This is a genomic window from Sphingobium trunci (genome assembly GCF_022664535.1).
GTDB lineage: Bacteria > Pseudomonadota > Alphaproteobacteria > Sphingomonadales > Sphingomonadaceae > Sphingobium.
This window is the reverse complement of the sequence record NZ_JAKUJY010000001.1, coordinates 427,528-446,388: the sequence shown is the minus strand read 5'-3', so window position 1 is coordinate 446,388 and position 18,861 is coordinate 427,528. Positions and strand designations below refer to the sequence as shown.

Annotated in this window: 25 protein-coding genes and 1 pseudogene; 16 read left to right on the top strand and 10 right to left on the bottom strand. The window is 65.3% G+C overall.

All coding sequences use genetic code 11. From position 1 onward, the window contains the following. The 8 genes from MJ601_RS02090 to MJ601_RS02055 form a co-directional block, all read right to left on the bottom strand. Window positions 1–406 (bottom strand): IS110 family transposase (locus MJ601_RS02090; protein WP_242122905.1); only part of this gene is annotated, 406 nt, incomplete at its 3' end. Window positions 407–717: 311 nt separating this feature from the next. Then, complete coding sequence (locus MJ601_RS02085; RefSeq protein WP_242122904.1) at window positions 718–1,950, bottom strand: tyrosine-type recombinase/integrase; 1,233 nt, start codon at window positions 1,948–1,950, stop codon at window positions 718–720. Window positions 1,951–2,078: 128 nt separating this feature from the next. Then, a complete protein-coding gene (trmB, locus tag MJ601_RS02080; protein WP_242122903.1) occupies window positions 2,079–2,774 on the bottom strand; it encodes a tRNA (guanine(46)-N(7))-methyltransferase TrmB in 696 nt (231 codons plus the stop codon). A gap of 523 nt (window positions 2,775–3,297) precedes the next feature. Beyond that, window positions 3,298–4,008 carry a methyl-accepting chemotaxis protein gene (locus tag MJ601_RS02075; protein ID WP_242122902.1) on the bottom strand — a complete coding sequence of 237 codons (711 nt, stop codon included), beginning with the start codon at window positions 4,006–4,008 and terminating at the stop codon, window positions 3,298–3,300. Window positions 4,009–4,129: 121 nt separating this feature from the next. Then, window positions 4,130–5,335, bottom strand: a complete 1,206-nt coding sequence (metK, locus tag MJ601_RS02070; RefSeq protein ID WP_242122901.1) for a methionine adenosyltransferase — start codon at window positions 5,333–5,335, stop codon at window positions 4,130–4,132. Window positions 5,336–5,393: 58 nt separating this feature from the next. Next, window positions 5,394–6,962, bottom strand: a complete 1,569-nt coding sequence (lnt, locus tag MJ601_RS02065) for an apolipoprotein N-acyltransferase (protein WP_242122900.1) — start codon at window positions 6,960–6,962, stop codon at window positions 5,394–5,396. Window positions 6,963–6,972: 10 nt separating this feature from the next. Further along, window positions 6,973–7,608, bottom strand: coding sequence for a YqaA family protein (locus MJ601_RS02060; RefSeq protein ID WP_242122899.1), 636 nt, complete (start codon window positions 7,606–7,608; stop codon window positions 6,973–6,975). Window positions 7,609–7,635: 27 nt separating this feature from the next. Further along, a complete protein-coding gene (locus tag MJ601_RS02055) occupies window positions 7,636–8,142 on the bottom strand; it encodes a GNAT family N-acetyltransferase (RefSeq protein WP_242122898.1) in 507 nt (168 codons plus the stop codon). A 93-nt stretch (window positions 8,143–8,235) separates the two neighbouring features. Here MJ601_RS02055 and MJ601_RS02050 point away from each other — a divergent pair, with 93 nt between their 5' ends. The 4 genes from MJ601_RS02050 (at window position 8,236) to MJ601_RS02035 (ending at window position 10,747) form a co-directional block, all read left to right on the top strand. Next, the gene (locus MJ601_RS02050; protein WP_242122897.1) at window positions 8,236–8,478 is read left to right on the top strand and encodes a reeler domain-containing protein; all 243 of its coding nucleotides are present in this window, start codon (window positions 8,236–8,238) and stop codon (window positions 8,476–8,478) included. A gap of 70 nt (window positions 8,479–8,548) precedes the next feature. Then, window positions 8,549–9,310, top strand: a complete 762-nt coding sequence (locus MJ601_RS02045) for a hypothetical protein (protein ID WP_242122896.1) — start codon at window positions 8,549–8,551, stop codon at window positions 9,308–9,310. A gap of 75 nt (window positions 9,311–9,385) precedes the next feature. Continuing rightward, entirely contained in the window at window positions 9,386–10,033 is a 648-nt protein-coding gene (locus tag MJ601_RS02040) for a glutathione S-transferase family protein (protein WP_242122895.1), read from the top strand. 147 nt (window positions 10,034–10,180) lie between these two features. Next, on the top strand, window positions 10,181–10,747 hold the full coding sequence (locus tag MJ601_RS02035) for a hypothetical protein (protein WP_242122894.1): 567 nt from the start codon (window positions 10,181–10,183) through the stop codon (window positions 10,745–10,747). Between the two features lie 70 nt (window positions 10,748–10,817). Here MJ601_RS02035 and MJ601_RS02030 read toward each other — a convergent pair whose 3' ends face one another. Beyond that, the gene (locus tag MJ601_RS02030; RefSeq protein WP_242122893.1) at window positions 10,818–11,255 is read right to left on the bottom strand and encodes an acetyltransferase; all 438 of its coding nucleotides are present in this window, start codon (window positions 11,253–11,255) and stop codon (window positions 10,818–10,820) included. 85 nt (window positions 11,256–11,340) lie between these two features. On the opposite strand from MJ601_RS02030, the pseudogene MJ601_RS02025 reads away from it, so the two are divergent. The 9 genes and pseudogenes from MJ601_RS02025 (at window position 11,341) to gp17 (ending at window position 17,488) form a co-directional block, all read left to right on the top strand. Continuing rightward, window positions 11,341–12,651 (top strand): annotated as a pseudogene (locus tag MJ601_RS02025) (DNA-packaging protein). Between the two features lie 73 nt (window positions 12,652–12,724). Continuing rightward, the gene (locus MJ601_RS02020; protein WP_242122892.1) at window positions 12,725–13,066 is read left to right on the top strand and encodes a hypothetical protein; all 342 of its coding nucleotides are present in this window, start codon (window positions 12,725–12,727) and stop codon (window positions 13,064–13,066) included. A 174-nt stretch (window positions 13,067–13,240) separates the two neighbouring features. After that, complete coding sequence (locus MJ601_RS02015; protein WP_242122891.1) at window positions 13,241–14,401, top strand: phage portal protein; 1,161 nt, start codon at window positions 13,241–13,243, stop codon at window positions 14,399–14,401. Continuing rightward, window positions 14,391–14,711, top strand: coding sequence for a DUF6127 family protein (locus MJ601_RS02010; protein ID WP_242122890.1), 321 nt, complete (start codon window positions 14,391–14,393; stop codon window positions 14,709–14,711). Before MJ601_RS02015 ends, MJ601_RS02010 begins: the two co-directional genes overlap by 11 nt. Continuing rightward, window positions 14,708–15,106 (top strand): HK97 family phage prohead protease, encoded by a 399-nt coding sequence (locus MJ601_RS02005; RefSeq protein ID WP_242122889.1) that lies wholly within the window; start codon window positions 14,708–14,710, stop codon window positions 15,104–15,106. The genes MJ601_RS02010 and MJ601_RS02005 overlap by 4 nt, the downstream gene beginning before the upstream one ends. A gap of 66 nt (window positions 15,107–15,172) precedes the next feature. Continuing rightward, complete coding sequence (locus tag MJ601_RS02000; protein WP_242122888.1) at window positions 15,173–16,285, top strand: phage major capsid protein; 1,113 nt, start codon at window positions 15,173–15,175, stop codon at window positions 16,283–16,285. Between the two features lie 125 nt (window positions 16,286–16,410). Beyond that, window positions 16,411–16,896 carry a head-tail connector protein gene (locus MJ601_RS01995; protein ID WP_242122887.1) on the top strand — a complete coding sequence of 162 codons (486 nt, stop codon included), beginning with the start codon at window positions 16,411–16,413 and terminating at the stop codon, window positions 16,894–16,896. Further along, on the top strand, window positions 16,893–17,087 hold the full coding sequence (locus MJ601_RS01990) for a hypothetical protein (RefSeq protein WP_242122886.1): 195 nt from the start codon (window positions 16,893–16,895) through the stop codon (window positions 17,085–17,087). Before MJ601_RS01995 ends, MJ601_RS01990 begins: the two co-directional genes overlap by 4 nt. Next, a complete protein-coding gene (gp17, locus tag MJ601_RS01985; RefSeq protein WP_242122885.1) occupies window positions 17,084–17,488 on the top strand; it encodes a tail completion protein gp17 in 405 nt (134 codons plus the stop codon). Before MJ601_RS01990 ends, gp17 begins: the two co-directional genes overlap by 4 nt. A 63-nt stretch (window positions 17,489–17,551) precedes the next feature. Here gp17 and MJ601_RS01980 read toward each other — a convergent pair whose 3' ends face one another. After that, a complete protein-coding gene (locus MJ601_RS01980; RefSeq protein WP_242122884.1) occupies window positions 17,552–17,878 on the bottom strand; it encodes a hypothetical protein in 327 nt (108 codons plus the stop codon). 56 nt (window positions 17,879–17,934) lie between these two features. On the opposite strand from MJ601_RS01980, the gene MJ601_RS01975 reads away from it, so the two are divergent. The 3 genes from MJ601_RS01975 to MJ601_RS01965 are packed head-to-tail and all read left to right on the top strand — an operon-like array spanning window position 17,935 to window position 18,853. Next, on the top strand, window positions 17,935–18,342 hold the full coding sequence (locus MJ601_RS01975; RefSeq protein WP_242122883.1) for a phage tail tube protein: 408 nt from the start codon (window positions 17,935–17,937) through the stop codon (window positions 18,340–18,342). After that, on the top strand, window positions 18,339–18,662 hold the full coding sequence (locus MJ601_RS01970; protein ID WP_242122882.1) for a gene transfer agent family protein: 324 nt from the start codon (window positions 18,339–18,341) through the stop codon (window positions 18,660–18,662). Before MJ601_RS01975 ends, MJ601_RS01970 begins: the two co-directional genes overlap by 4 nt. Then, complete coding sequence (locus MJ601_RS01965; protein WP_242122881.1) at window positions 18,659–18,853, top strand: phage tail assembly chaperone; 195 nt, start codon at window positions 18,659–18,661, stop codon at window positions 18,851–18,853. Before MJ601_RS01970 ends, MJ601_RS01965 begins: the two co-directional genes overlap by 4 nt. Window positions 18,854–18,861 lie beyond the last annotated feature (8 nt).

The following is an 18,861-nucleotide window of genomic DNA, read 5'->3' as shown; positions in this document are numbered from 1 at the left end:
GTCGAATGGCAAGCTTCGAACGCAGTTGCTGGCATTCTACGCTTTTTACGTAGACTTCAGCGACGACACCTCGCCCTATCCGAACAATGTCGGCGATACCCCGTGCGTCGTTGGCGTCCGTCTTATTCTGGCGGATAGACAGGAATTTACTGGCCTGCCTCGTGTCGAAAACGTGCACCTTGTAGCCGGCCTGGCGTAGTTTACGGGTCAGGGGCAGACATGAGGACCCTGCTTCGAGGCCGATGCGCACCTTGTCGCCGGCATGGGCTTCCATGAAAGCCGAAACCCGCGATGGGCAGGTTGGCATAGCTTCCTCAACTCGTACACGACCTTCAGCATCGACCATGCACGCGACCAGTTCGTCGGCCCCAACATCGAGACCGACCCAAAAATTCTCAACTTGCAAAACTATCTCCGGCAAAAAAGCGGAAGCCCGGCACCACGAACTTGACGAGGTCGCGGATCGCCTCAGTGGATTACCCGGTGTCCGAGCTTCCGCACCCATGGGGCCGGGCCCAAATCCAGCAAGAGCGTTAATGTTTGGTAGACGAAACGAAGGCTGGCCGCAGGACATGAGCCAGGGTCGATGCCCTACATGTTCTCGCGCGGTCCAACCTCCGGGGCCCGGAAGCCGATGGAATCGATGCCTCATTCGCAGGCGAAAGGAAAGAGGTTTGCCCATTACGGTCTGATGCATCGGCACCGAGCGCTATGCGGCTATTTTCTCGCCGATTCGATGGCGCTGGATAGGTGATCGTTCCAGGCCGATAACGCTGCACGCTTTTCAGGTTTCCAATCGTGGCGTTGATAGATGCCGGCCACTCCAGATCGCGAACCACCGACATGGTTTAGAACCGCTTCGGTCACCTCAAACCGGACTCCAAGCCTTTGAAAGCCGGTTGCCAGTGTGCGCCTGAGGTCGTGAAGACGCCAAGGCGGCATGGAACTGTCGTCGTCCTTGGCAATCGAACTGCCTTTGTCCTTTGAAATCAGCTTATCGAGCTTCGTCTTGCCCTTGTGATAAGCCGTGAACGCGGCACCGGTCGCAGTTGGAAACACCCTTCCACGAATCGGCCACTTTTCGCTCCCCGCCACTTTGTCGAGTTCGGACACCGCGAGGTCATTGAGCGGAATGGTGGTCGGTTCGCCGTTCTTCGTCCGATCGCCCGACAGCCGCATCTCACGTTCAGCGCGATCCAACTCCTGCCAGTGAAGCCCGCCGATCTCTTCACGACGCTGGCCGGTAGCAATGAGGAGCCGCACGATCGACCCAAAGCACCGATGGCATTCCGGGGCATGAATCCAGACCTTCGCCAACTCGCTGTCGCTTAGCCAGCGCTCGCGAGGTTTAACGGCTTTCGGCGTTTCCATGCCTTCCATTGGGCTTCTGTCGATGTCGCCGCGGCTCACCGCCCATCGAAATAGGCGCCTCAGCACTGCGAACACGTTCCGCCGATTGGCGGCCTGAGCTGCCGGCATGCTATCGAACACGGCCACCACATCAATGCGCGTGATTGCGGGAAGCGCCTTGTCCCGCAAGACGGGTTTGACGTGTCGCCGAAGTGAGCGCGTTACGAGTGTCGACCAACCTTGCCCTTTGCAATCCGCCGCAAAGCGATCGGCATAGTTGGAAAAGGCAAGGTCGACAGCCTCGCGCCGTCGCAGCTTGTCCGATTCGACCGGGTCGATCCCTTGGGCAACGAGGCGGAGGAGTCTCGTCGCCTCCTCGCGAGCGGTGAAGGGCGTCCATGGCGACCCATGACCGCCGATGGTGTAGCGACGCGTCTTCGCCTCGCGGCCACCCATCCGATACTGGACGACATAGGAGGCAGAACCGCCCGCGGTAATCTTGAGTCCGAACCCCTTCAGTTCGTCATCCCAAAGGAAGCCGGCGACGGCGTTCGCCTGAAGAGCGTCAAGGGTTCGCTTGGTGACTTTTCCAGTGGCCATGACGAACCTCATGTACCAGAAAAGTAATCACCCAGCAATCACCGGAACGGAAATCGGCGGCGGCAGGCGGCGGCACATTTCGGACTAACCACCTGAAAAACAGTCATTCATTCAGCCAAGCCATTGGTCTAAATCCGCCGGTATCGGAAATACCAGACTTCATGGCCCAGGCGCCGCGCCTTCGCCTCATAGCGCGTTTTCGGCCAGCCGCCGGGACGCGTCTGAAAATCCTTCGGCTCACTCGCCAGCCATTCGAAATCGGGGTGGCCGTTCATCACCATCAGCGCCCAGCGCAGATAGACGGGGTGATCCGTGCCGAACCGAAATTCGCCGCCGGGCTTCAGCTTCCTTGCGATCATCGCCACCGGGCCGGGATTCATCATGCGGCGCTTGGCGTGGCGCGCCTTGGGCCAGGGGTCGGGATGGAGCAGATAGACGAAGCTGAGCGCGCCGTCCGGAATGCGGCTGAGGACCGAGAGGGCGTCGCCCATGTGAAGGCGCACATTGCCCAGCGCCTGATCCCGCACATGGCCCAGCGCCTGCACCACCCCGTTCAGGAAGGGTTCGCAGCCGATGAAACCATGATCGGGCAACAGATCCGCCCGATAGGCCAGATGCTCGCCGCCGCCAAAACCGATTTCAAAATGCAACGGATGGTCATAACCGAACAGACCGGCAGCAGTGACCTCGCCTTCCTCCGGGACCGACAGGGCCGGCAGCAAGGTATCGACCAGTTCCTGCTGTCCCTTGCGGAGTCTGGGTCCGGACTGGCGGCCATAAAGGCGGTTGAGTGTCGTGGGATCGCCGGATTTATGCGCTGTCATGGCCGCGCCGATAGCTGTCGTCCGTTGTCGCGGCAACCCGCTATCTGAAGGGGGCGCCTCCTGTCCCCGGTGTTGAGGAGAAAGTTGCCGGGGACAGGAGGCTGAGCCTGACGTCTGTGGGAGACGACCGGCTTGTTTCCGTAGGAGAGATGAAAAGGCGCCGCATGAGGGGAACCGGTCTCATGCGGAAGACTGGCTCATCAGGTCATTTGCACTTGGCGAAACGACCCTTTGCGTCCTTGCACGGTGCTTTTTTGGCAACCGGCTTGGGTGGGCATTTGATGAACTTTCCCTTTGCGTCCTTGCAAGGCGCGGCAAGCGCGGGGGCTGCGGTGCCGGCCATCAGAGCGAGGCCGAGGAAGGCGGAAGTCAGCATCCTTGTCATCGCTTGGTCCCTTGGAAAAGAGGGAGTTGCCGGGTCCGACAGGGGTGCGGACCCGACGCCCTGCTTATGAGGGTTTTACTGGCAGCAGGCTAATGAACTTTTCGTCATGATACCGCCATGCTCCGCGCCGGTGTGCGGTCAAACCTGCTGCTGCCGGGCGTTCATGCTGATCGCTTCCTGCTGCATCATCGCGGCCGCGCGTTCGGTGGCGACACGGGTGTCGTCGGCGAGTTTTTTAACCTCACCCGCGACGACGGCGAAGCCGCGTCCCGCATCGCCAGCCCGGGCCGCCTCTATCGTTGCATTAAGAGCCAGCATATTGGTCTGCGAGGCGATACTCCGGATCGTGGAAACGATCTCAGCCAACTGGTCCATCGTCTTTTCCAACGCATTTTTCTGGCGCTCCAGAGCCTGTTGCAGACGATGGCTGTCGGCCAGACGATGGTGCGCCTCACGTTCCTCACGGACCTGACGGGTGACGTCAGTGGCGATCTTCACCACTTTCCGGGCTGTACCGTCTGGTTCGAACACCGGATTATAGGTCGCTTGCAGCCAGACTTCGCGCCCGTCCCGAGTCAGCCGGTTATAGGTGCCCGCGTCGAATGCACCCGTGCCAAGCTTTTGCCATAAAGCGGCATATTCCGCGGATTGGATGTGATCCGGGGTGCAGAAGATGCGATGATGCTGGCCAGCAATTTCTTCCAGCCGATAGCCCATCAGATGAAGAAAATTGGCGTTGGCTGTGAGGATTGTCCCGTCAAGCGCGAACTCAATCACTGCCTGGCTGCGGTTGAGCGCCATCCATGCGGCTTCTGCACCGCCCGTGCCGTCAGAAAGCGAAGATGCCAAACCATGAACTCCTTATGGTTTGGCGCTAAGCGCATTTTGGTTAACGATGCACTAAAATCAGCAAAAAGGAGGCTGCGAGTTCCCTCGCAACCCCCTGAAATATCAGTTATCTTGATCTAGATTAAAGGACTGCCTTCAACTTGTCCACCAGATCGGTGCGCTCCCAAGGGAAAAAGTCACCCTCCGGCTTGCGACCGAAATGACCATAAGCCGCTGACGGCTGGTATATCGGCTTATTGAGGCCAAGATGCGTACGGATACCGCGCGGAGTGAGACCACCCAGTTCCTTGATCGACAGTATCGCCTTTTCGATCTGGTCGTCGCCCACCGTGCCTGTGCCGTGAGTATCGACATAGAGCGAGAGCGGTTCGGACACCCCGATGGCATAAGCAAGCTGGATCGTGCAACGACGGGCGAGGCCGGCGGCGACGATATTCTTTGCCAGATAACGAGTGATATAGGCGGCCGAACGGTCGACCTTGGTCGGGTCCTTGCCGCTGAACGCGCCACCGCCGTGAGGCGAGGCGCCGCCATAGGTGTCGACAATGATCTTGCGGCCGGTCAGGCCGGCGTCGCCGTCCGGGCCGCCGATTTCAAAGCTGCCGGTCGGATTGATATGATAGACGGTCTCGTCCGAAAGGAGAGCGCTGGGCAGCACTTCCGCGACGACGCCCTTCACATAGGCCTTGAGTTCCGCGTCCTTCGCGCCTTCATCATAGCCCGGTGCATGCTGGGTCGATACGACGATGGCAGTGGCGGCGGCAGGTTTGCCGTTTTCGAAGCGCAGCGTGACCTGGCTCTTCGCGTCAGGCTCCAGGAAGGGCGCGCGGCCGCTGTGGCGGTCGGCAGCCATCCTGGCGAGGATCTTGTGGCTATAGTCCAGCGTGGCGGGCATGAGGTCCGGCGTTTCGTCGCAGGCGAAACCGAACATGATGCCCTGGTCGCCAGCACCTTCATCCTTGTTGCCGGCGGCATCGACGCCTTGCGCAATATGTGCGGACTGGGCGTGAAGGTTATTTTCGAAACGGAACGTCTCCCAATGGAAGCCGTCCTGCTCATAGCCGATCCGCTTCACCGTCTCGCGGACGGTGCGCTCAATCTCCTCCTGTGCGCCGGGCGCCCACTCGCCATTTTCATAGACGCCCTTGCAGCGGATCTCGCCCGCCAGCACGACCAGTTGGGTCGTCGTCAACGTTTCGCAGGCAATACGGGCTTCGGGGTCTTTCGACAGGAACAGGTCGACGATGGCGTCGGAAATCTGGTCCGCGACTTTGTCGGGATGGCCTTCGGAAACGGATTCCGAGGTGAAGAGATAGTTGTTGCGCATGGGACTCCCGTTACCACGCTCGAGTGGCGAGCGATATAAAGAAAAGTTTATGTGCCTATTAGCGGGTCGTTTTGCGGGTGGCAATGGCCTGCGAAATCAGCGCAAGGGCGAGGAGCGCGATCATGAAGCCGAATGGCGCCCCATTGCCGAGGCGGGAAAAAAGCGTCGGTGGCAGCGGCGAGGGCAGGACCGTGTCGAGGAAACCGGCGCGCTGATGTCCGATGCTGTGGAGGATATGGCCGCGGGCATCGACCACCGCGGAGACTCCGGTGGGAGTGGAACGGATGATGGGCAGCCCTTCTTCCAGCGCGCGGAGACGGGCCTGGGCCAGGTGCTGGACCGGTCCCCAGCTTCCAAACCAGGCGTCGTTGGAGGGGTTGAAGAGGAAGTCTGGACGATTGGCTTCGTCGACGACGTGGCCTGAGAAGATGATCTCGTAGCAGATTTGGACGCCCATCTTGAGCGAGGGCCGGCCGAGCGTGGCGGGAAGGGTCAGGCTTTGCGGGCCGGGGCCGGGCCAATAATCGATGTCACCGGGAACAAGGCGGGAGAGGCCAATGGGCTGGAGAATCTGGCGCATCGGCAGATATTCGCCATAGGGAACGAGGTGCGATTTGTCGTAGCGGCCGAGCAAGCGGGCCCTGGGATCGACGATGAACAGGCTGTTGTTCGCGCCTGCCAGGGTGTTTTCAACCACGCCGTTCCTGGCGATCTGTTTGAAATAGACTTTGGTGGCGCCGGTCATGATCAGGTCGCCGGGGCCGAGCAGCGCTGCCAGGCGGGCGCGCCATTCCGGTTCCAGATCGAGATAGGCGGGAATCGCTGCTTCGGGCCAGAAGATCAGGCGTGGAGCCGGGCGTGGATTTCCGGAGAGGGTGGCGAGAGTCTGGAAATGCGCCTGTTCGAGTTCGGGCGAATATTTTTCGTCCTGGCCGATATTGGGCTGGACCACGCGGATTCGGGGCGCGCCTGCGGGGGGCGGGGGGGCGGGGGAGAGGAAGCCCCAAAGCGCGAGGGCGCTCAAGGGGGCAGCGATGGCGGCTGCTGGACGGAACTGGCGGCGGAGGGCGAGGAGGATCGCGCCGGCGCCGAGAATGGCGAGCGCGCCAAGGCCATAGGTGCCGATCAGGGTGGCCGCGATTGCGATGCCGGTCGGTAGCAGGGTCACGCCCAGCGGGTTCCATGCAAAGCCGGTAAAGGCGGTGGCGCGGAGATATTCGGTCGCGAGCCAGCTTGCGGCGAAGAACAGGATGAAGGTGGCCGCAGCGATGTGCCCGCCCAGCTTTCGAGGGAGCCACCATGCCACAAGCGTCGCAAGGCCCGGATATACTGCTAGATAGAGCGACAGCAGGACCACCGCGCCATAGCCGAACCAGTGCGGCATCGTATCCTGGAAGGTGAAGGCGTGGGCAATCCAGTTGAGACCCAGGGTGAAATGGCCGACGCCGAACAGCCAGCCGCGCAGGAAAGCGCCGCGGCGGTCGGGCGCGCGTTCGATCAGCAGGATCAGCAGCGCGAAGCAGGCCAGGGTGACGGGCCACATTTTGAGCGGTTCGAAGCCGGTTGCTGCGGCGAATCCGGCAAGCAGGGCGGTGAGCTTCGGGAAGCGGGCCGGAATATTCTTCATGGGCTGCGAATCAGCGCAGGCTGGCCATGGTGGCATGGCTGCACTTGTCGCTTTTCTGGCCACCCCCCGACAGGGCGGAGGCCGCGATGAAACCGCCCACAACCAGGACCAGGAATGCGGCCGACAGCAGGCCCAGATATTTCTCTATGAAGGCCTTGATAGGGCGGCCGAACTTCCAGAACAAAAAGCCGACCAGCATGAACTGGAAGGCGCGCGACAGGAGGCTCGCCCAGAGAAAGGTGAAGAGGGAGAGGCCGATGAAGCCCGCGGTGATGGTGATCAGCTTGAAGGGGATGGGTGTTGCGCCCTTGATCAGGATGATCTCTGCCCCGTAGTCGCGCAGATAGCAGGCGGCGATGGGGAATTTGGCGGTCAGGCCGAGTGCGTTCAGTATCTGCTGGCCGACGGCTTCATAGACGAAATGGCCGATGGCATAGCCCAGCAGGCCGCCCATGACCGAAGCGATGGTGCAGATCAGGCCGAAGCGGATGGCACGTTCCGGGCGGGCGAGGCACATCAGGCCCAGCAGCGGGTGGGGCGGGATCGGGAAGAAGCTGGATTCCAGAAAGGAAATCAGGAACAGCCAGCGTTCGGCGTGGGCGTGGGCGGCTTTCGCCAGAGTCCATTGGTAGAGCTTGGTGAGCATCGGGTTGAGGCCGTAGCCGAACTGATTTCAGGCCGCCAGCGCTTTTGCCAGGACGAGCATGGCATAGGGTGGGTCGAGTGGGACCGGATAGGGTTGGCGTTCGCCTGTGAGGTGATAGCCAAGTCGTTGATAATATTGAATAAGTTTGGAATGGCTGTCGATCACGGTCATTTCCATGAGCCGGGCGCCGAACAGGATTGCGGCATGATGTTCCGCCGCCGCGACCAACTGACTGCCCAGCCCCGCTGACTGGCGGTCGGGATCGATGCATAGCAGGCCGAGATAGGAGCGGCCCTCGCCGCGATCGCTGATCTGGACGCAGCCGATGGGGGTGCCGTCCTCCATCGTCGCCACCAGCAGCCGTTCGGTGGGCGTGGCGAGGATCGCTTCCAGGGCGGGGATGCTGGTGCGGGGGCTGGAGGGGGGTGGTGCCTCGATGGCCCAGCTTTTCCGCGCGGTTTCGCCGCGATAGGCGCGCTCGATGACCGGATGGAGGCGGGGGAGGTCTTGCGGGGTGGCGAAGCGGATGGGCATGGCGGGCGTCTTAACTTGCCCGTGATGGAAGTGACAGCCCGGTTGATTGCACGTTATGATCGGCGATAGAGTTTTGCGACAGGAGTTGAAGCCATGTTCGGAATGGGAGAGGGCGCCTGCCCGTTTGAGTTCAACACCGATCCGGCGACCTTCAAGGTCGGGGATTCGGTCAGCTATCGCGTGACCGGCAGTCTGGAGGGGATGCCCTTTGCCGGCGTGCTGGTGGAGGTGCATGAGGATTATGTCGTGGTCGCGGGCGATCCGCAGGACGAGACCAGCCGGATGCGGGCGACTCGCGAGAGCCGTCCGGTCGTGCGCGAAGAAGATATTTGCTGAAGCTACGGCGTTGACGGGGTGGCGACGTCTGGGCATGACCCATGCGACTTCTTCCCCCGACGCCCCTTGAGTGACATTGACCCTTCCATCCTCTTCCCGATGGCGTGAGCGCGGTGGCGGGCTGCTGTTCGCCCTGCTGTTCAACGGTCTGTTGCTGCTGGCCCTGTTGACGCTGGCGCCCAAGCCGATCGTCCGCCTGCCCGATTTCCGCAATCCCGTGACCTTCGAAATGGCCCCCGCCCCGAAGGCGGAAAAGGCGCAGAGCAAGGCGGAGAAGAGCGAGAAGAAGGAGCAGCAGCGCCCGGCGCGCAAGCAGGTCCAACCCGTTCCGAAGCCCGCCAAACCGGTCGTGAAGCCCGCCGAACAGCTGCCTTCGCCCTTGCCCTTCCTGGTGCTGGACAGCCAGCAGATGGCCTCCGCCGACATCAGCAAGATGGAGAAGAAGGGGGCCAGCGAAGGCGCCGCCGGGCAGGGCAACAGCGCGGCGGTATCCGGGCCGGGCGAAGGGCCGGGCGGGGTGCAACTGTTCGAGGCGGAATGGTACCGGCGGCCGACCCATGCGGAACTGGCGGGCTATCTGCCGTCCAACGCGCCGTCCAGCGGCTGGGGCCTGGTCGCGTGCCAGACGGTCGACCATTATCATGTCGAAAATTGCCAGGCGCTGGGGGAATCGCCGATGGGATCGGGCTTCGCCAAGGCCGTGCGCCTGGCGGCGTGGCAGTTCCTGGTGCTGCCGCCCCGCGTCAACGGCAAGACCATGGTGGGGAGCTGGGTGCGGATCAGGATCGATTATACCCGCGCCCCGGCGGGTTCGAATGAATCGGGGCATTGAGTCTGGTTGCATTTTGCTACCGGAACGCCATGATCGTCGCCTGATCTCTGGGCCGTCCTATTGGGAGAGTGAAACATGATCGTCTATGGAGCGCGTCCTTCGCCCTTCGTGCGCAAGGTTCTGGTGTTTGCCGCCGAAAAGGGGATCGAACCGGAAGTGAAGCCGGGCGGCTTCGGCCAGGGCGGCGAGGAATTCGCGCAGGCATCGCCCTTCGGCAAGATACCGGGTTTTCAGGACGGCGATTTCCTGATCAGCGATTCCACTGCCATCATAACCTATCTGGATACGCTTTATCCGGAACCCAATCTGATCCCGACCGAGGCGAAGGCGCGGGCGCGGACGATATGGTATGAGGAATTCGGCGATACGATCGTGCAGGCGACGGGCATGCCGATCTTCTTCAACCGCATGGTCGCGCGCCTGCTGGGGATACCGCAGGACCTGAAGGCGGCGGATGCGGCGGAGACGGAGAGGCTGCCGGGCATCTACGACTATCTGGAGAAGATCCTTCCGCAGAGCGGCTTTCTGGTGGAGGATCGCTTCACGCTGGCGGATATCGCGGTGGCCTGTCCCCTCATCAACATCTGCTATTGCAGCGATGTGCTGAAGGAGGGGCGGTGGCCCAGGGTGCGGACCTGGTTGCAGCAGATGCGCGAGCGGCCCAGCTTTGCCGCTGCCCTGGCCGCCGAGGCGAAGGCGATCGAACGGATGGCGGCGGCATGATTTAACCCATATGGAACATTTTTCTTGACATCGTCACGCTGTTCTGGCAGAGATGGCGATAGTGGAAAAATGTGAGTCGCCAAGACGGCGCGACAAGGGCTGGTCCTGATGGGCCGGCCCTTTTGCGTTGGGCGCGGGGGAGCAGGCATGGCGGATGGAATGAAGGATGGCGGCAAAAGCCGTTTCGGCGGCCGGGCGCAGGCGCCCGATCGCATATTGGTCCTGGAAAATGGCCAGCAGGGTTTCGCCGGAACGGCGCCGCAGATGCGGGCCGCGCGCAAGGATGGCTGGACGCCGCAGTTGCGGCGGAAATTCCTGGAGACGCTGGCCATCACCTGCAACGTCAGCGAGGCGGCGCGGACGATCGGGCGGAACCTGTCGACCGTCTATTATCTGAAGCAGCGCGACCCGGCCTTTGCGCGCGCCTGGAAGCAGGCGCTGAACATCGGGCATGAGGAGCTGAAGACGCTGATGCTGCGGCAGGCGCTGTTCGGCACGGAGGAGGAGGAGATCGTGCTGGACGGGGATGGCGTGGTGAAGAGCCGGAAGATCAGGCGCGGCCATCCGCACATGGTCCAGGCCACCTTGTTCCGGAGGCATGTGGAGGAGGCGGAGGCGCAGGAGCGCCACGAGATGGAGCGGCCGGACGGCGAGGATGCCGTCGAGCGGTTGCGGATCGCGCTGGAGCTGGTGCGCAAGCGGAGCGGGGCGTGATGGGGGCGAGGGGCGGGCGGATATTGCTCCGGTCCCGCCTGTGGGATGGGAACCCGATATCCAGGGCCCTTCAGCCTGCGTAGCGCAGGTGGATCAGCGGATAGGGGCGGCCCTGGCCGTCCTGTTCGGAGCGGCCGGTGCGGGCGAAGCGCATCGCTTCGTAGAAGCCGATGGCCTGGCCATTTTGTTCGTTGACGTCGGTCGTCAGGGTCGGGTGGAGCGAGAGCGCATGGTCGATCAGGCGCCGCCCGATGCCCTGTCCGCGCCAGTCGGGGTCGATGAACAGCGCCTGCATATGGCTGCCGTCCACGATCATGAAGCCGATGGCGATATCGTCGGGACTGGTGGCGAGCCAGGCGGACATATGGGGAAGGAAGGCCGCGACTTCGGCGTCGATGGCGGCGCGGTCTTCGGGAGCGAGGAAATCATGGGTCGCATCGACGGCGCGGCGCCAGATGTCGAGCAGACGGGCGCCGTCGGCGGCGCGGGCGGGACGGATCGAGGACATGCGAGGGCATATAGGGGTGGCGGTGCGATAACCCAGAGCGGGGCCGCGCAAAAACGGGATGAAGCGTGCGGGGGATTGGGGCTGGATGGGAACTTTGTCGGATTTCGAGCGGCTGGCGAATCTGCCCGGCCCGGTGCGGGAGCGGGTGCTGCGCCGGTTGAGCGGCGCGGCCGCCGAGGCGCTGGCGCATGACTGGGGGTGGCTGGCACGGCCGGAACAACGGCCGCCGGATGGGAAGTGGCGCGTCTAGCTGATGATGGCGGGGCGCGGGTTCGGCAAGACGCGGGCGGGTGCGGAATGGGTGCGCGCCGTTGCGGAGAGCGATCCTTCGGCCCGGATCGCGCTGGTCGGGGCGACGCTGGGGGAGGCGCGGTCGGTGATGGTGGAGGGAGCATCGGGGCTGCTGTCCATCGCGCCCTGGTGGAACCGGCCGGCCTTTTCGCCTGCCCTGCGCAAGCTGGTCTGGCGGAACGGGGCGGTGGCCACCCTGTTCGGCGCGGCGGAACCCGAATCCCTGCGGGGGCCGCAATTCAGCCATGGCTGGGCCGACGAGATCGCCAAATGGGCGGGCGGCGAGGCGGCGTGGGACAACCTCATGATGGGGATGCGGCTGGGCGCGGCGCCGCGCGTGCTGGCGACGACCACGCCCCGGCCGGTGCCGCTGGTGCGCGCCCTGGTGGAGCGCGGCGATGTGGTGGTGACGCGGGGGCGGACGGCGGACAATGCGGCGCATCTGGCCGACGGTTTCATCGCGGCGATGGAGCGCAGCTATGGCGGAACGCGGCTGGGGCGGCAGGAACTGGAGGGCGAGCTGATCGAGGAGATCGACGGCGCCCTGTGGAGCCGCGACCTGCTGGAGCGGTGCCGGGTGCCGCATGTGCGGGGGGCGCTGGCGCGGGTCGTGGTCGCGGTCGATCCGCCTGCCTCCGCGCAGGGCGATGCCTGCGGGATACTGGTCGCCGGGCTGGGCGGCGATGGCCGGGCCTATGTCATTGCCGATGCGTCGGTCGAGGGGATGACGCCCGAAGGCTGGGCGCGGGCGGTGGCGGCGGCGGCGCTGGTGCATGGCGCCGACCGGGTGGTGGCCGAGGCCAATAATGGCGGCGCCATGGTCGAGAGCGTGTTGCGCGCGGCGGAGGCCGGGCTGCCGGTGCGGCTGGTCCACGCCAGCCGGGGCAAGGTGGCGCGGGCGGAGCCGGTGGCGGCGCTTTATGAGGCGGGGCGCGTGGTGCATCGCGGGGCATTTCCCGCGCTGGAGGACCAGATGTGCGGGATGGTGCTGGGCGGCGGCTATGCCGGGCCGGGGCGCTCGCCCGATCGCGCCGATGCGCCGGTATGGGCCTTGACCGAATTGATGCTGGGCAGGCAGGGCGAGGCGCGGGTGCGCGGCCTTTGAACGGAAGCGTAACGAGGAACCGGATGGGGCCTGCGGCGTTGGTTTCGCAATGGTTATGACAGGAGATTTTCCGATGAAGATGGCGAAACTGGCGGCGGGTCTGGCGGTGCTGACCCTGATGGTCGAGCCTGCGGCCGCGGCCACGACATTGTCCGCCAAGGACCGGGCGCGGGTGGCGCGGGCGGCGCCGCGGGATCGCGATGACGTGCGCTATTGCCTGCTCAAGCGGAAGAAGGATGCGCGCAAGGGCACGGTGATCGGCGCGGCGGGTGGTGCCGGGGCGGGCGTGATCGCTGGCGGGAGCGTGGGCGAGACGCTGCTGGCCGGTGCGGCGGGGGCGGTCGCGGGCAATCTGATCGGCCGGGGCCAGGCGGGCGGCGAGGCCTGCGACCGGGTGCTGGAGCGCAATCCCTGAGGAGTTCCGAAGTCGGCCGATGCGGTTGACGGATCGCTAACTGCGGAAAACGGAAGATTTTGCGTTATGGGGAGAGGGCTGCCCCCTCTCCCGCTTTTGCTGGGCAGCAAGCTGCCGAGCTTCACTATCCTCTCCCCCCTCAGGGAGAGGATTTTTCGTTTGGGCGGGGTTTTCATGAAATTATTCGGGACGAAGGCGGCGCGCCAGACGGCGCGGCCGGTGTTGGCGCGTGCCTGGGGTTCGGGCGGGGTGGCGCTGGGGGAATGGCCCGCATCCTATGAGGCGCAACTGCGCGCCGGGGTCATGGGCAATCCGGTGGCGCAGCGGGCCTTGCGGCTGGTGTCGGAGGGCGCCGGCGGGACGGCGCTGGCCGTGTCGGGCGTGGGCGAGGATGTGCGGGCGCGGGCGTCGGCGCTGGTGGCGCATTGTTCGGCCGGGCAGGGGCTGGTCGAGATGCTGGCGAGCCATTTGCTGCTGCACGGCAATGGCTATGTGCAGGTGCTGGTGGGGGCCGATGGCCTGCCGGTGGAACTCTATGCGCTGCGGCCCGAGCGGGTGAGCGTGGAGGCGGACGCGCGCGGCTGGCCCGCCGCCTATCTCTATCGCGTGGGGGAGAGCGTGACGCGGCTGTCGCCCGAAGACGGAGCGGGGCGGGCGAGCATCATCCATCTCAAGGCGCTGCATCCGCTGGACGATCATTATGGCATGGGCTGTGTCGGCGCGGCGGCGGGCGCGGTGGCGATCCACAATGCGGCGACGGTGTGGAACAAGGCTCTGCTGGACAATGCGGCGCGGCCCTCCGGCGCGATGGTCTATGATCCGGGCGACGGATCGGTGATGTCGCCCGATCAGTTCGAGCGGGTGAAGCGCGAGATGGAGGTCGCCTTTTCCGGCGCGGCCAATGCCGGGCGGCCAATGCTGCTGGAGGGCGGGCTGGACTGGAAGGCGATGAGCCTGACGCCGGCCGAAATGGATTTCGTGGGGCTGAAGGCGGCGGCGGCGCGGGAGATCGCGCTGGCCTTTGGCGTGCCGCCGATGCTGATGGGGCTGCCCGGCGACAATGCCTATGCCAATTATCGCGAGGCCAACCGGGCGCTGTGGCGGCAGACGGTCCTGCCGTTGCTGGGGAAGATTTGCGGGGGGCTGGCGCAGGGGCTGCGGGGATGGTGGCCGGGGCTGTGCCTGAGCGTGGATATGGATGCGGTGCCCGCGCTGTCCGAGGAGCGCAGCGCGCTGTGGGAGCGGGTGGCGGCGGCGGATTTCCTGTCCGCCGGGGAAAAGCGGGCGATGCTGGGGATCGGCCCGAAAAACGGGAGGCCGGGCCATGAAATATGATGGGGAGATGCTGGCGCGGCTGGTGGCGCAGGCCGGGGCGCAGCCGGCGGAGATGGATATCGTCATGATCCGGGCGCTGATCGAGGAGGCGAGCGAGCTGGGGGCCGGGCGGGCGCTGGAGCGGCTGGGGCTGGCCGATCGTGGGGCCGAGGGCGACGTGCGGGAATTGCGCGAGCTGCTGGGCGCCTGGCGGGACGCGAAGAAGGCGGCGCGGGGGGCCGTGGCGGGCTGGGCCGCGCGGATCGTGATGGCGCTGTTGTTGCTGGGGATGGCGGTGAAGCTGGGGCTGCTTGGGCTGGTGCGGGCGTGAGCGGAGACTTGCGCTTCGCTGGCTATGCGGCGGTGTTCGACCGGGTGGATCGGGGCGGTGACGTGGTGCGGGCGGGGGCCTTTGCCGGGGTGGGGGCGGGCTTGCCATTGCTGTGGCAGCATCGGCCGGGGGAGGCGATCGGGACGGTCGAGAAGGTCGAGGAGGATGCACGCGGGCTGCGCGTGATCGGGCGGGTGTCCGGGCGGACGGCGGTGGGGCGGGAGGCCGTGCGGGCGCTGCGCGAGCGGGCGGTGGACGGGCTGTCCTTTGGCTATCGGGTGCGGGAGGCGCGGGGGGCGGGGCCGAGGGAGTTGCTTGATCTGGAGGTGGTGGAAGTGAGTGTCGTGACGCACCCGATGCAGGATCTGGCGCGGGTGATTGCGGTGGAAGAGTAGGGCTTTGCCTTTTTCGGAAGGGTTTTCGGGCGGTCCTTTGGGGCCGCCCTTTTTGTGGGAGTGGCTATGACGGACCAGTTGGAAGCAAGCTTTGACGCGGTGGTGCAGGGTGAGCGCATCGCCGGGCTGGAGGATGAGGTCGCGGCGCTGAAGGGGGCGTTGCTGATGCAGCAGAGGCCGGTGCTGGACGGGGTGAAGGGCGGGGCGGTCGATCCGCGGCGCAGCGCCTTCGTCGAGCGCTATGTGCGGCAGGGGCTGGAGGCCGGGGTGGAGCTGAAGAGCTTTTCCGGGGCCTCGGGAGCGGCGGGCGGCTATGCGGTGCCGCGCGAGATCGACCAGATCATCGATGCGACGCTGAAGGGCATTTCGCCCATCCGGTCCATCGCCAACGTCGTGCGCACTGGCTCCGCGGGTTATCGCAAGCTGGTGACGTCGGGCGGCATCGTTTCGGGCTGGGCCAGCGAGACGGGCGCCCGGACGGAGACGGCGACGCCCGTCTTCAACGAGATCGTGCCGCCTTCGGGCGAGCTTTACGCCAATCCGGCGGCGTCGCAGGCGATGCTGGACGATGCGCAGTTCGATGTCGAAAGCTGGCTGGCCGGGGAGATTGCCCGCGAGTTCGCGGCGGCGGAGGGCGCGGCCTTCGTCAACGGCAATGGGACCAACAAGCCCAAGGGTTTCCTGACCTATGCGGCGACCAGTGAGGCGGACGGCGTGCGGGCCTTCGGTTCGCTGCAATATGTCGCTTCGGGCGCTTCGGGTGCCTTTGCGGCGTCCGGCCAGGACAAGCTGGTCGATCTGGTGCAGAGCCTGAGGGCGCCCTATCGCCAGGGGGCCTGTTTCGTCATGAACTCGGCGACCCTGGCCGTGATCCGCAAGATGAAGACCGGGGACGGGCAATTTCTCTGGCAGCCTTCGCTGGTGGCGGGGCAGCCGGCGACGCTGCTGGGCTATCCGGTCGTCGAGGCCGAGGACATGCCGGATATCGCCGCCGGGTCGCTGTCGATCGCGTTCGGCAATTTCCAGGCGGGCTATGTCATCTCCGAACGCAGCGAGACCAGCATCCTGCGCGATCCGTTCAGCAACAAGCCGTTCGTGCATTTCTATGCAGTGAAGCGGATCGGGGGTGCGGTGGCCAATAGCGAGGCGATCAAGCTGATGAAGTTCGCGACGTCCTGACGGGTCGCCCTCATCCAACTTCGCCTGACCGGCATGGCCGGTCAGGCTGCATGTCCTTCTCCCGCAAGGGGGGAAGGATTTCCTGGGGGCGTCCCTTGGGCGTCCCCTTTTTTTGGGGAGGGGCCATGCTGGCGGATCTCAAGGCCTGGTTGCGGATCGGGTCGGATGATGAGGATGGCGTTCTGGAGCGGCTGATCGCCAGCGCGACCGGGCTTTGCGAGCAGTTTATCGGCCAGTGGCTGGTGGTCCGCGAGGCTGCCGAAACGATCGTGGCGGATGGGAACTGGCAAAGGCTGGCGGCGCGGCCGGTGCTGGCGATTTCCGCCGTCGAGGTGGAAGGGGTGGCCCTGGCGCCCGGCGCCTGCGCGATCGACATCGACGCTTCGGGCGACGGCTGGGTGCGGGCGCGGCTGGTGGATGGGCCGGGCCAGGTCACGGTTCGCTACCAGGCGGGCATGGCGGCGGACATGGATGGCGTGCCCGACGCGATCCGGCAGGGGATCGTCCGGCTGGCGGCCGAGCATTTCGTGGCGCGCGACGGCGAGGTGGCGACCCCGCCCGCCGTGGTGAGCGCGCTGTGGCGGCCCTTCAAGCGGATGCGGCTGGCATGAAGGCGGCGCTGGCGGCGCTGGTCGAAGCGCGGATGGAGCGGCGGCGGCGGGCGATCGCCGAGGCGGTGCTGGCCGCCGGAGCCGGGGACGCGCGGGTGGAAGGCGAGGCCGTGCGCTTGTCGGGCGTGGGGCTGTTCCGGCGCTGGATGGCGGATCTGCGGTTGCGGGAAGCGGGAAGGGGATGGCGATGAGCGCGGAAGTGGCGGTACGCGGCGCGGTGGTCGAGGCCCTGCGCGGCGATGCCCTGTTGATGGCGGGGCTGAACGGGCTGTTCGACGGGGCGGCGGGACGGGCTAGCGCGCCCTATGGCGTCGTGGGCGAATCCCTTGCGGCCGACTGGGGCGCGAAGGAGGTGGAGGGCCGGGAACTGACCCTGACGGTCAGCCTGTTCGATGTGGGTGAGAAGCCCGCCCGGCTGGCGGCGCTGCTGACGCGGGTCGATGCCGTGCTGTCGGCCCTGGAGGGGGGAGAGGGCTGGCGCGTCGTCAGCGCGCGGCTGTTGCGGTCGCGTCTGTCGCGGACGGGCGCGCGCGACAGATGGCAGGCTCTGGCCGACTATCGGCTGCGCGTGGTGCGCGAGCCGTCCGCCTAGGGATCAGGACCGGGGCAGGGTCGGTTTGGAAATGCGCTCTTCCGCGCATTCCCAAACAGCCTGTCAGCTCTTCGAATAATCCTCGAACTCGCCGATGACCTTGTCCCTATATTCGCTGATCTGGTCGTCGGCGTCCGATTGGGCGTCCTTTTCGGACATGCCGCTCGACTTGTCGTCCGCGACGATGGCGGTCCGGAAAGCGGCTTCCTTGTCGCCGCATTGCGTCTTCAGCGAGGCCTGAAAGTCGCTGAGCGGCATTTTCTTGTCCAGCGCGGGCTGGATCTGTTTTTCCAGGCAATCCGAATAGGCCTTGCGGCCGGCGCCGACGGCATCGCCGCCTTGCGGGGCCGCGGCCAGCATCAACATCATGAGGGGGGCTGCAACGAGCATCTTCTGCCTCTCCAAATCCCGATTCTTGCACGGTTCATCTTAGAGGAGAATGCTCCATGGGCGTGGAAAAAGGAAGCGCGTTTCTATTGAAAATAGGCGATGGCGGGTCGCCGGTGGCCTATGCGACCGTCGCGGGGATGCGCACGACGCAACTGTCGGTCAATGGCGAGGCGGTGAACGTCACTAGCAAGGATTCGGGCGGCTGGCGCGAATTGTTGTCGGGCGCGGGCGTGCGGTCGGTCAGCGTGTCGGCGGCGGGCATCTTTACCGGCTCGGCGGCGGAGGTGCGGCTGCGCAACCACGCGCTGGCCGGGACGATCGAGCATTATGAACTGAGCTTCGAAAGCGGCGAGCGGATGCGCGGCCGCTTTCTGGTGACGCGGCTGGACTATGCCGGGGACTATAATGGCGAGCGCAACTATGCGTTGAGCCTGGAAAGTTCCGGCCCGGTGGTGTCGCTATGAGCGGGGCCAGCAGCGCGCCCAACGGCGCGAGGGGCGAAGCCGCGCTGGAACTGGGGGGCGAGACATTCACCCTGCGGCCGAGCTTTGCCGCGCTGGTGGCGGCGGAAGCGGAACTTGGGCCGCTCTTTGCGCTGGTGGACCGGGCGGCGGAAGGGAAGCTGTCGCTTTCCGAGATGGCCGGGCTGTTCTGGCACTGCCTGGCCGATCCGCCCGGCGGGCTGACGCGGGACGCCCTGGGCGAGGCGATCGTGGCGGCGGGCCTCGCGAAACTGTCGCCTGTGCTGCGCGGAATACTCAAACAGATATTGGCGGGACGATGAGCTTTTTCAGGACGGCGGCGCGGCTGGCGGGGGTCGCGGGGTGGCTGCTCGGATGGCGGCCGGATGAATTCTGGCGCTCGACGCCCGCGGAACTGGAGGGCGTGTTGCGCGCCGCCAGGGGCGAGGAGGCGCCGGATGCAGGAGTGGATCGGGCGGAACTGGATCGGCTGAGGGCGGCGATGCCGGATTGAGCGCTGTG

Excerpts from the sequence above, each read along its gene's own strand:
- MJ601_RS01965 (WP_242122881.1), top strand. The coding sequence starts at position 18,659 with ATGAGCTTTTTCAGGACGGCGGCGCGGCTGGCGGGGGTCGCGGGGTGG.
- MJ601_RS02055 (WP_242122898.1), bottom strand. The coding sequence starts at position 8,142 with ATGCCCATCCGCTTCGCCACCCCGCAAGACCTCCCCCGCCTCCATCCG.
- MJ601_RS02035 (WP_242122894.1), top strand. The coding sequence starts at position 10,181 with ATGGCGGATGGAATGAAGGATGGCGGCAAAAGCCGTTTCGGCGGCCGG.
- MJ601_RS02050 (WP_242122897.1), top strand. The coding sequence starts at position 8,236 with ATGTTCGGAATGGGAGAGGGCGCCTGCCCGTTTGAGTTCAACACCGAT.
- MJ601_RS02030 (WP_242122893.1), bottom strand. The coding sequence starts at position 11,255 with ATGTCCTCGATCCGTCCCGCCCGCGCCGCCGACGGCGCCCGTCTGCTC.
- MJ601_RS01975 (WP_242122883.1), top strand. The coding sequence starts at position 17,935 with ATGGGCGTGGAAAAAGGAAGCGCGTTTCTATTGAAAATAGGCGATGGC.
- MJ601_RS02060 (WP_242122899.1), bottom strand. The coding sequence starts at position 7,608 with ATGCTCACCAAGCTCTACCAATGGACTCTGGCGAAAGCCGCCCACGCC.
- lnt (WP_242122900.1), bottom strand. The coding sequence starts at position 6,962 with ATGAAGAATATTCCGGCCCGCTTCCCGAAGCTCACCGCCCTGCTTGCC.
- MJ601_RS01995 (WP_242122887.1), top strand. The coding sequence starts at position 16,411 with ATGCTGGCGGATCTCAAGGCCTGGTTGCGGATCGGGTCGGATGATGAG.
- MJ601_RS01980 (WP_242122884.1), bottom strand. The coding sequence starts at position 17,878 with ATGCTCGTTGCAGCCCCCCTCATGATGTTGATGCTGGCCGCGGCCCCG.
- MJ601_RS02020 (WP_242122892.1), top strand. The coding sequence starts at position 12,725 with ATGAAGATGGCGAAACTGGCGGCGGGTCTGGCGGTGCTGACCCTGATG.
- metK (WP_242122901.1), bottom strand. The coding sequence starts at position 5,335 with ATGCGCAACAACTATCTCTTCACCTCGGAATCCGTTTCCGAAGGCCAT.
- MJ601_RS02000 (WP_242122888.1), top strand. The coding sequence starts at position 15,173 with ATGACGGACCAGTTGGAAGCAAGCTTTGACGCGGTGGTGCAGGGTGAG.
- MJ601_RS02015 (WP_242122891.1), top strand. The coding sequence starts at position 13,241 with ATGAAATTATTCGGGACGAAGGCGGCGCGCCAGACGGCGCGGCCGGTG.
- MJ601_RS02010 (WP_242122890.1), top strand. The coding sequence starts at position 14,391 with ATGAAATATGATGGGGAGATGCTGGCGCGGCTGGTGGCGCAGGCCGGG.
- MJ601_RS01990 (WP_242122886.1), top strand. The coding sequence starts at position 16,893 with ATGAAGGCGGCGCTGGCGGCGCTGGTCGAAGCGCGGATGGAGCGGCGG.
- MJ601_RS02040 (WP_242122895.1), top strand. The coding sequence starts at position 9,386 with ATGATCGTCTATGGAGCGCGTCCTTCGCCCTTCGTGCGCAAGGTTCTG.
- MJ601_RS01970 (WP_242122882.1), top strand. The coding sequence starts at position 18,339 with ATGAGCGGGGCCAGCAGCGCGCCCAACGGCGCGAGGGGCGAAGCCGCG.
- MJ601_RS02085 (WP_242122904.1), bottom strand. The coding sequence starts at position 1,950 with ATGGCCACTGGAAAAGTCACCAAGCGAACCCTTGACGCTCTTCAGGCG.
- gp17 (WP_242122885.1), top strand. The coding sequence starts at position 17,084 with ATGAGCGCGGAAGTGGCGGTACGCGGCGCGGTGGTCGAGGCCCTGCGC.
- trmB (WP_242122903.1), bottom strand. The coding sequence starts at position 2,774 with ATGACAGCGCATAAATCCGGCGATCCCACGACACTCAACCGCCTTTAT.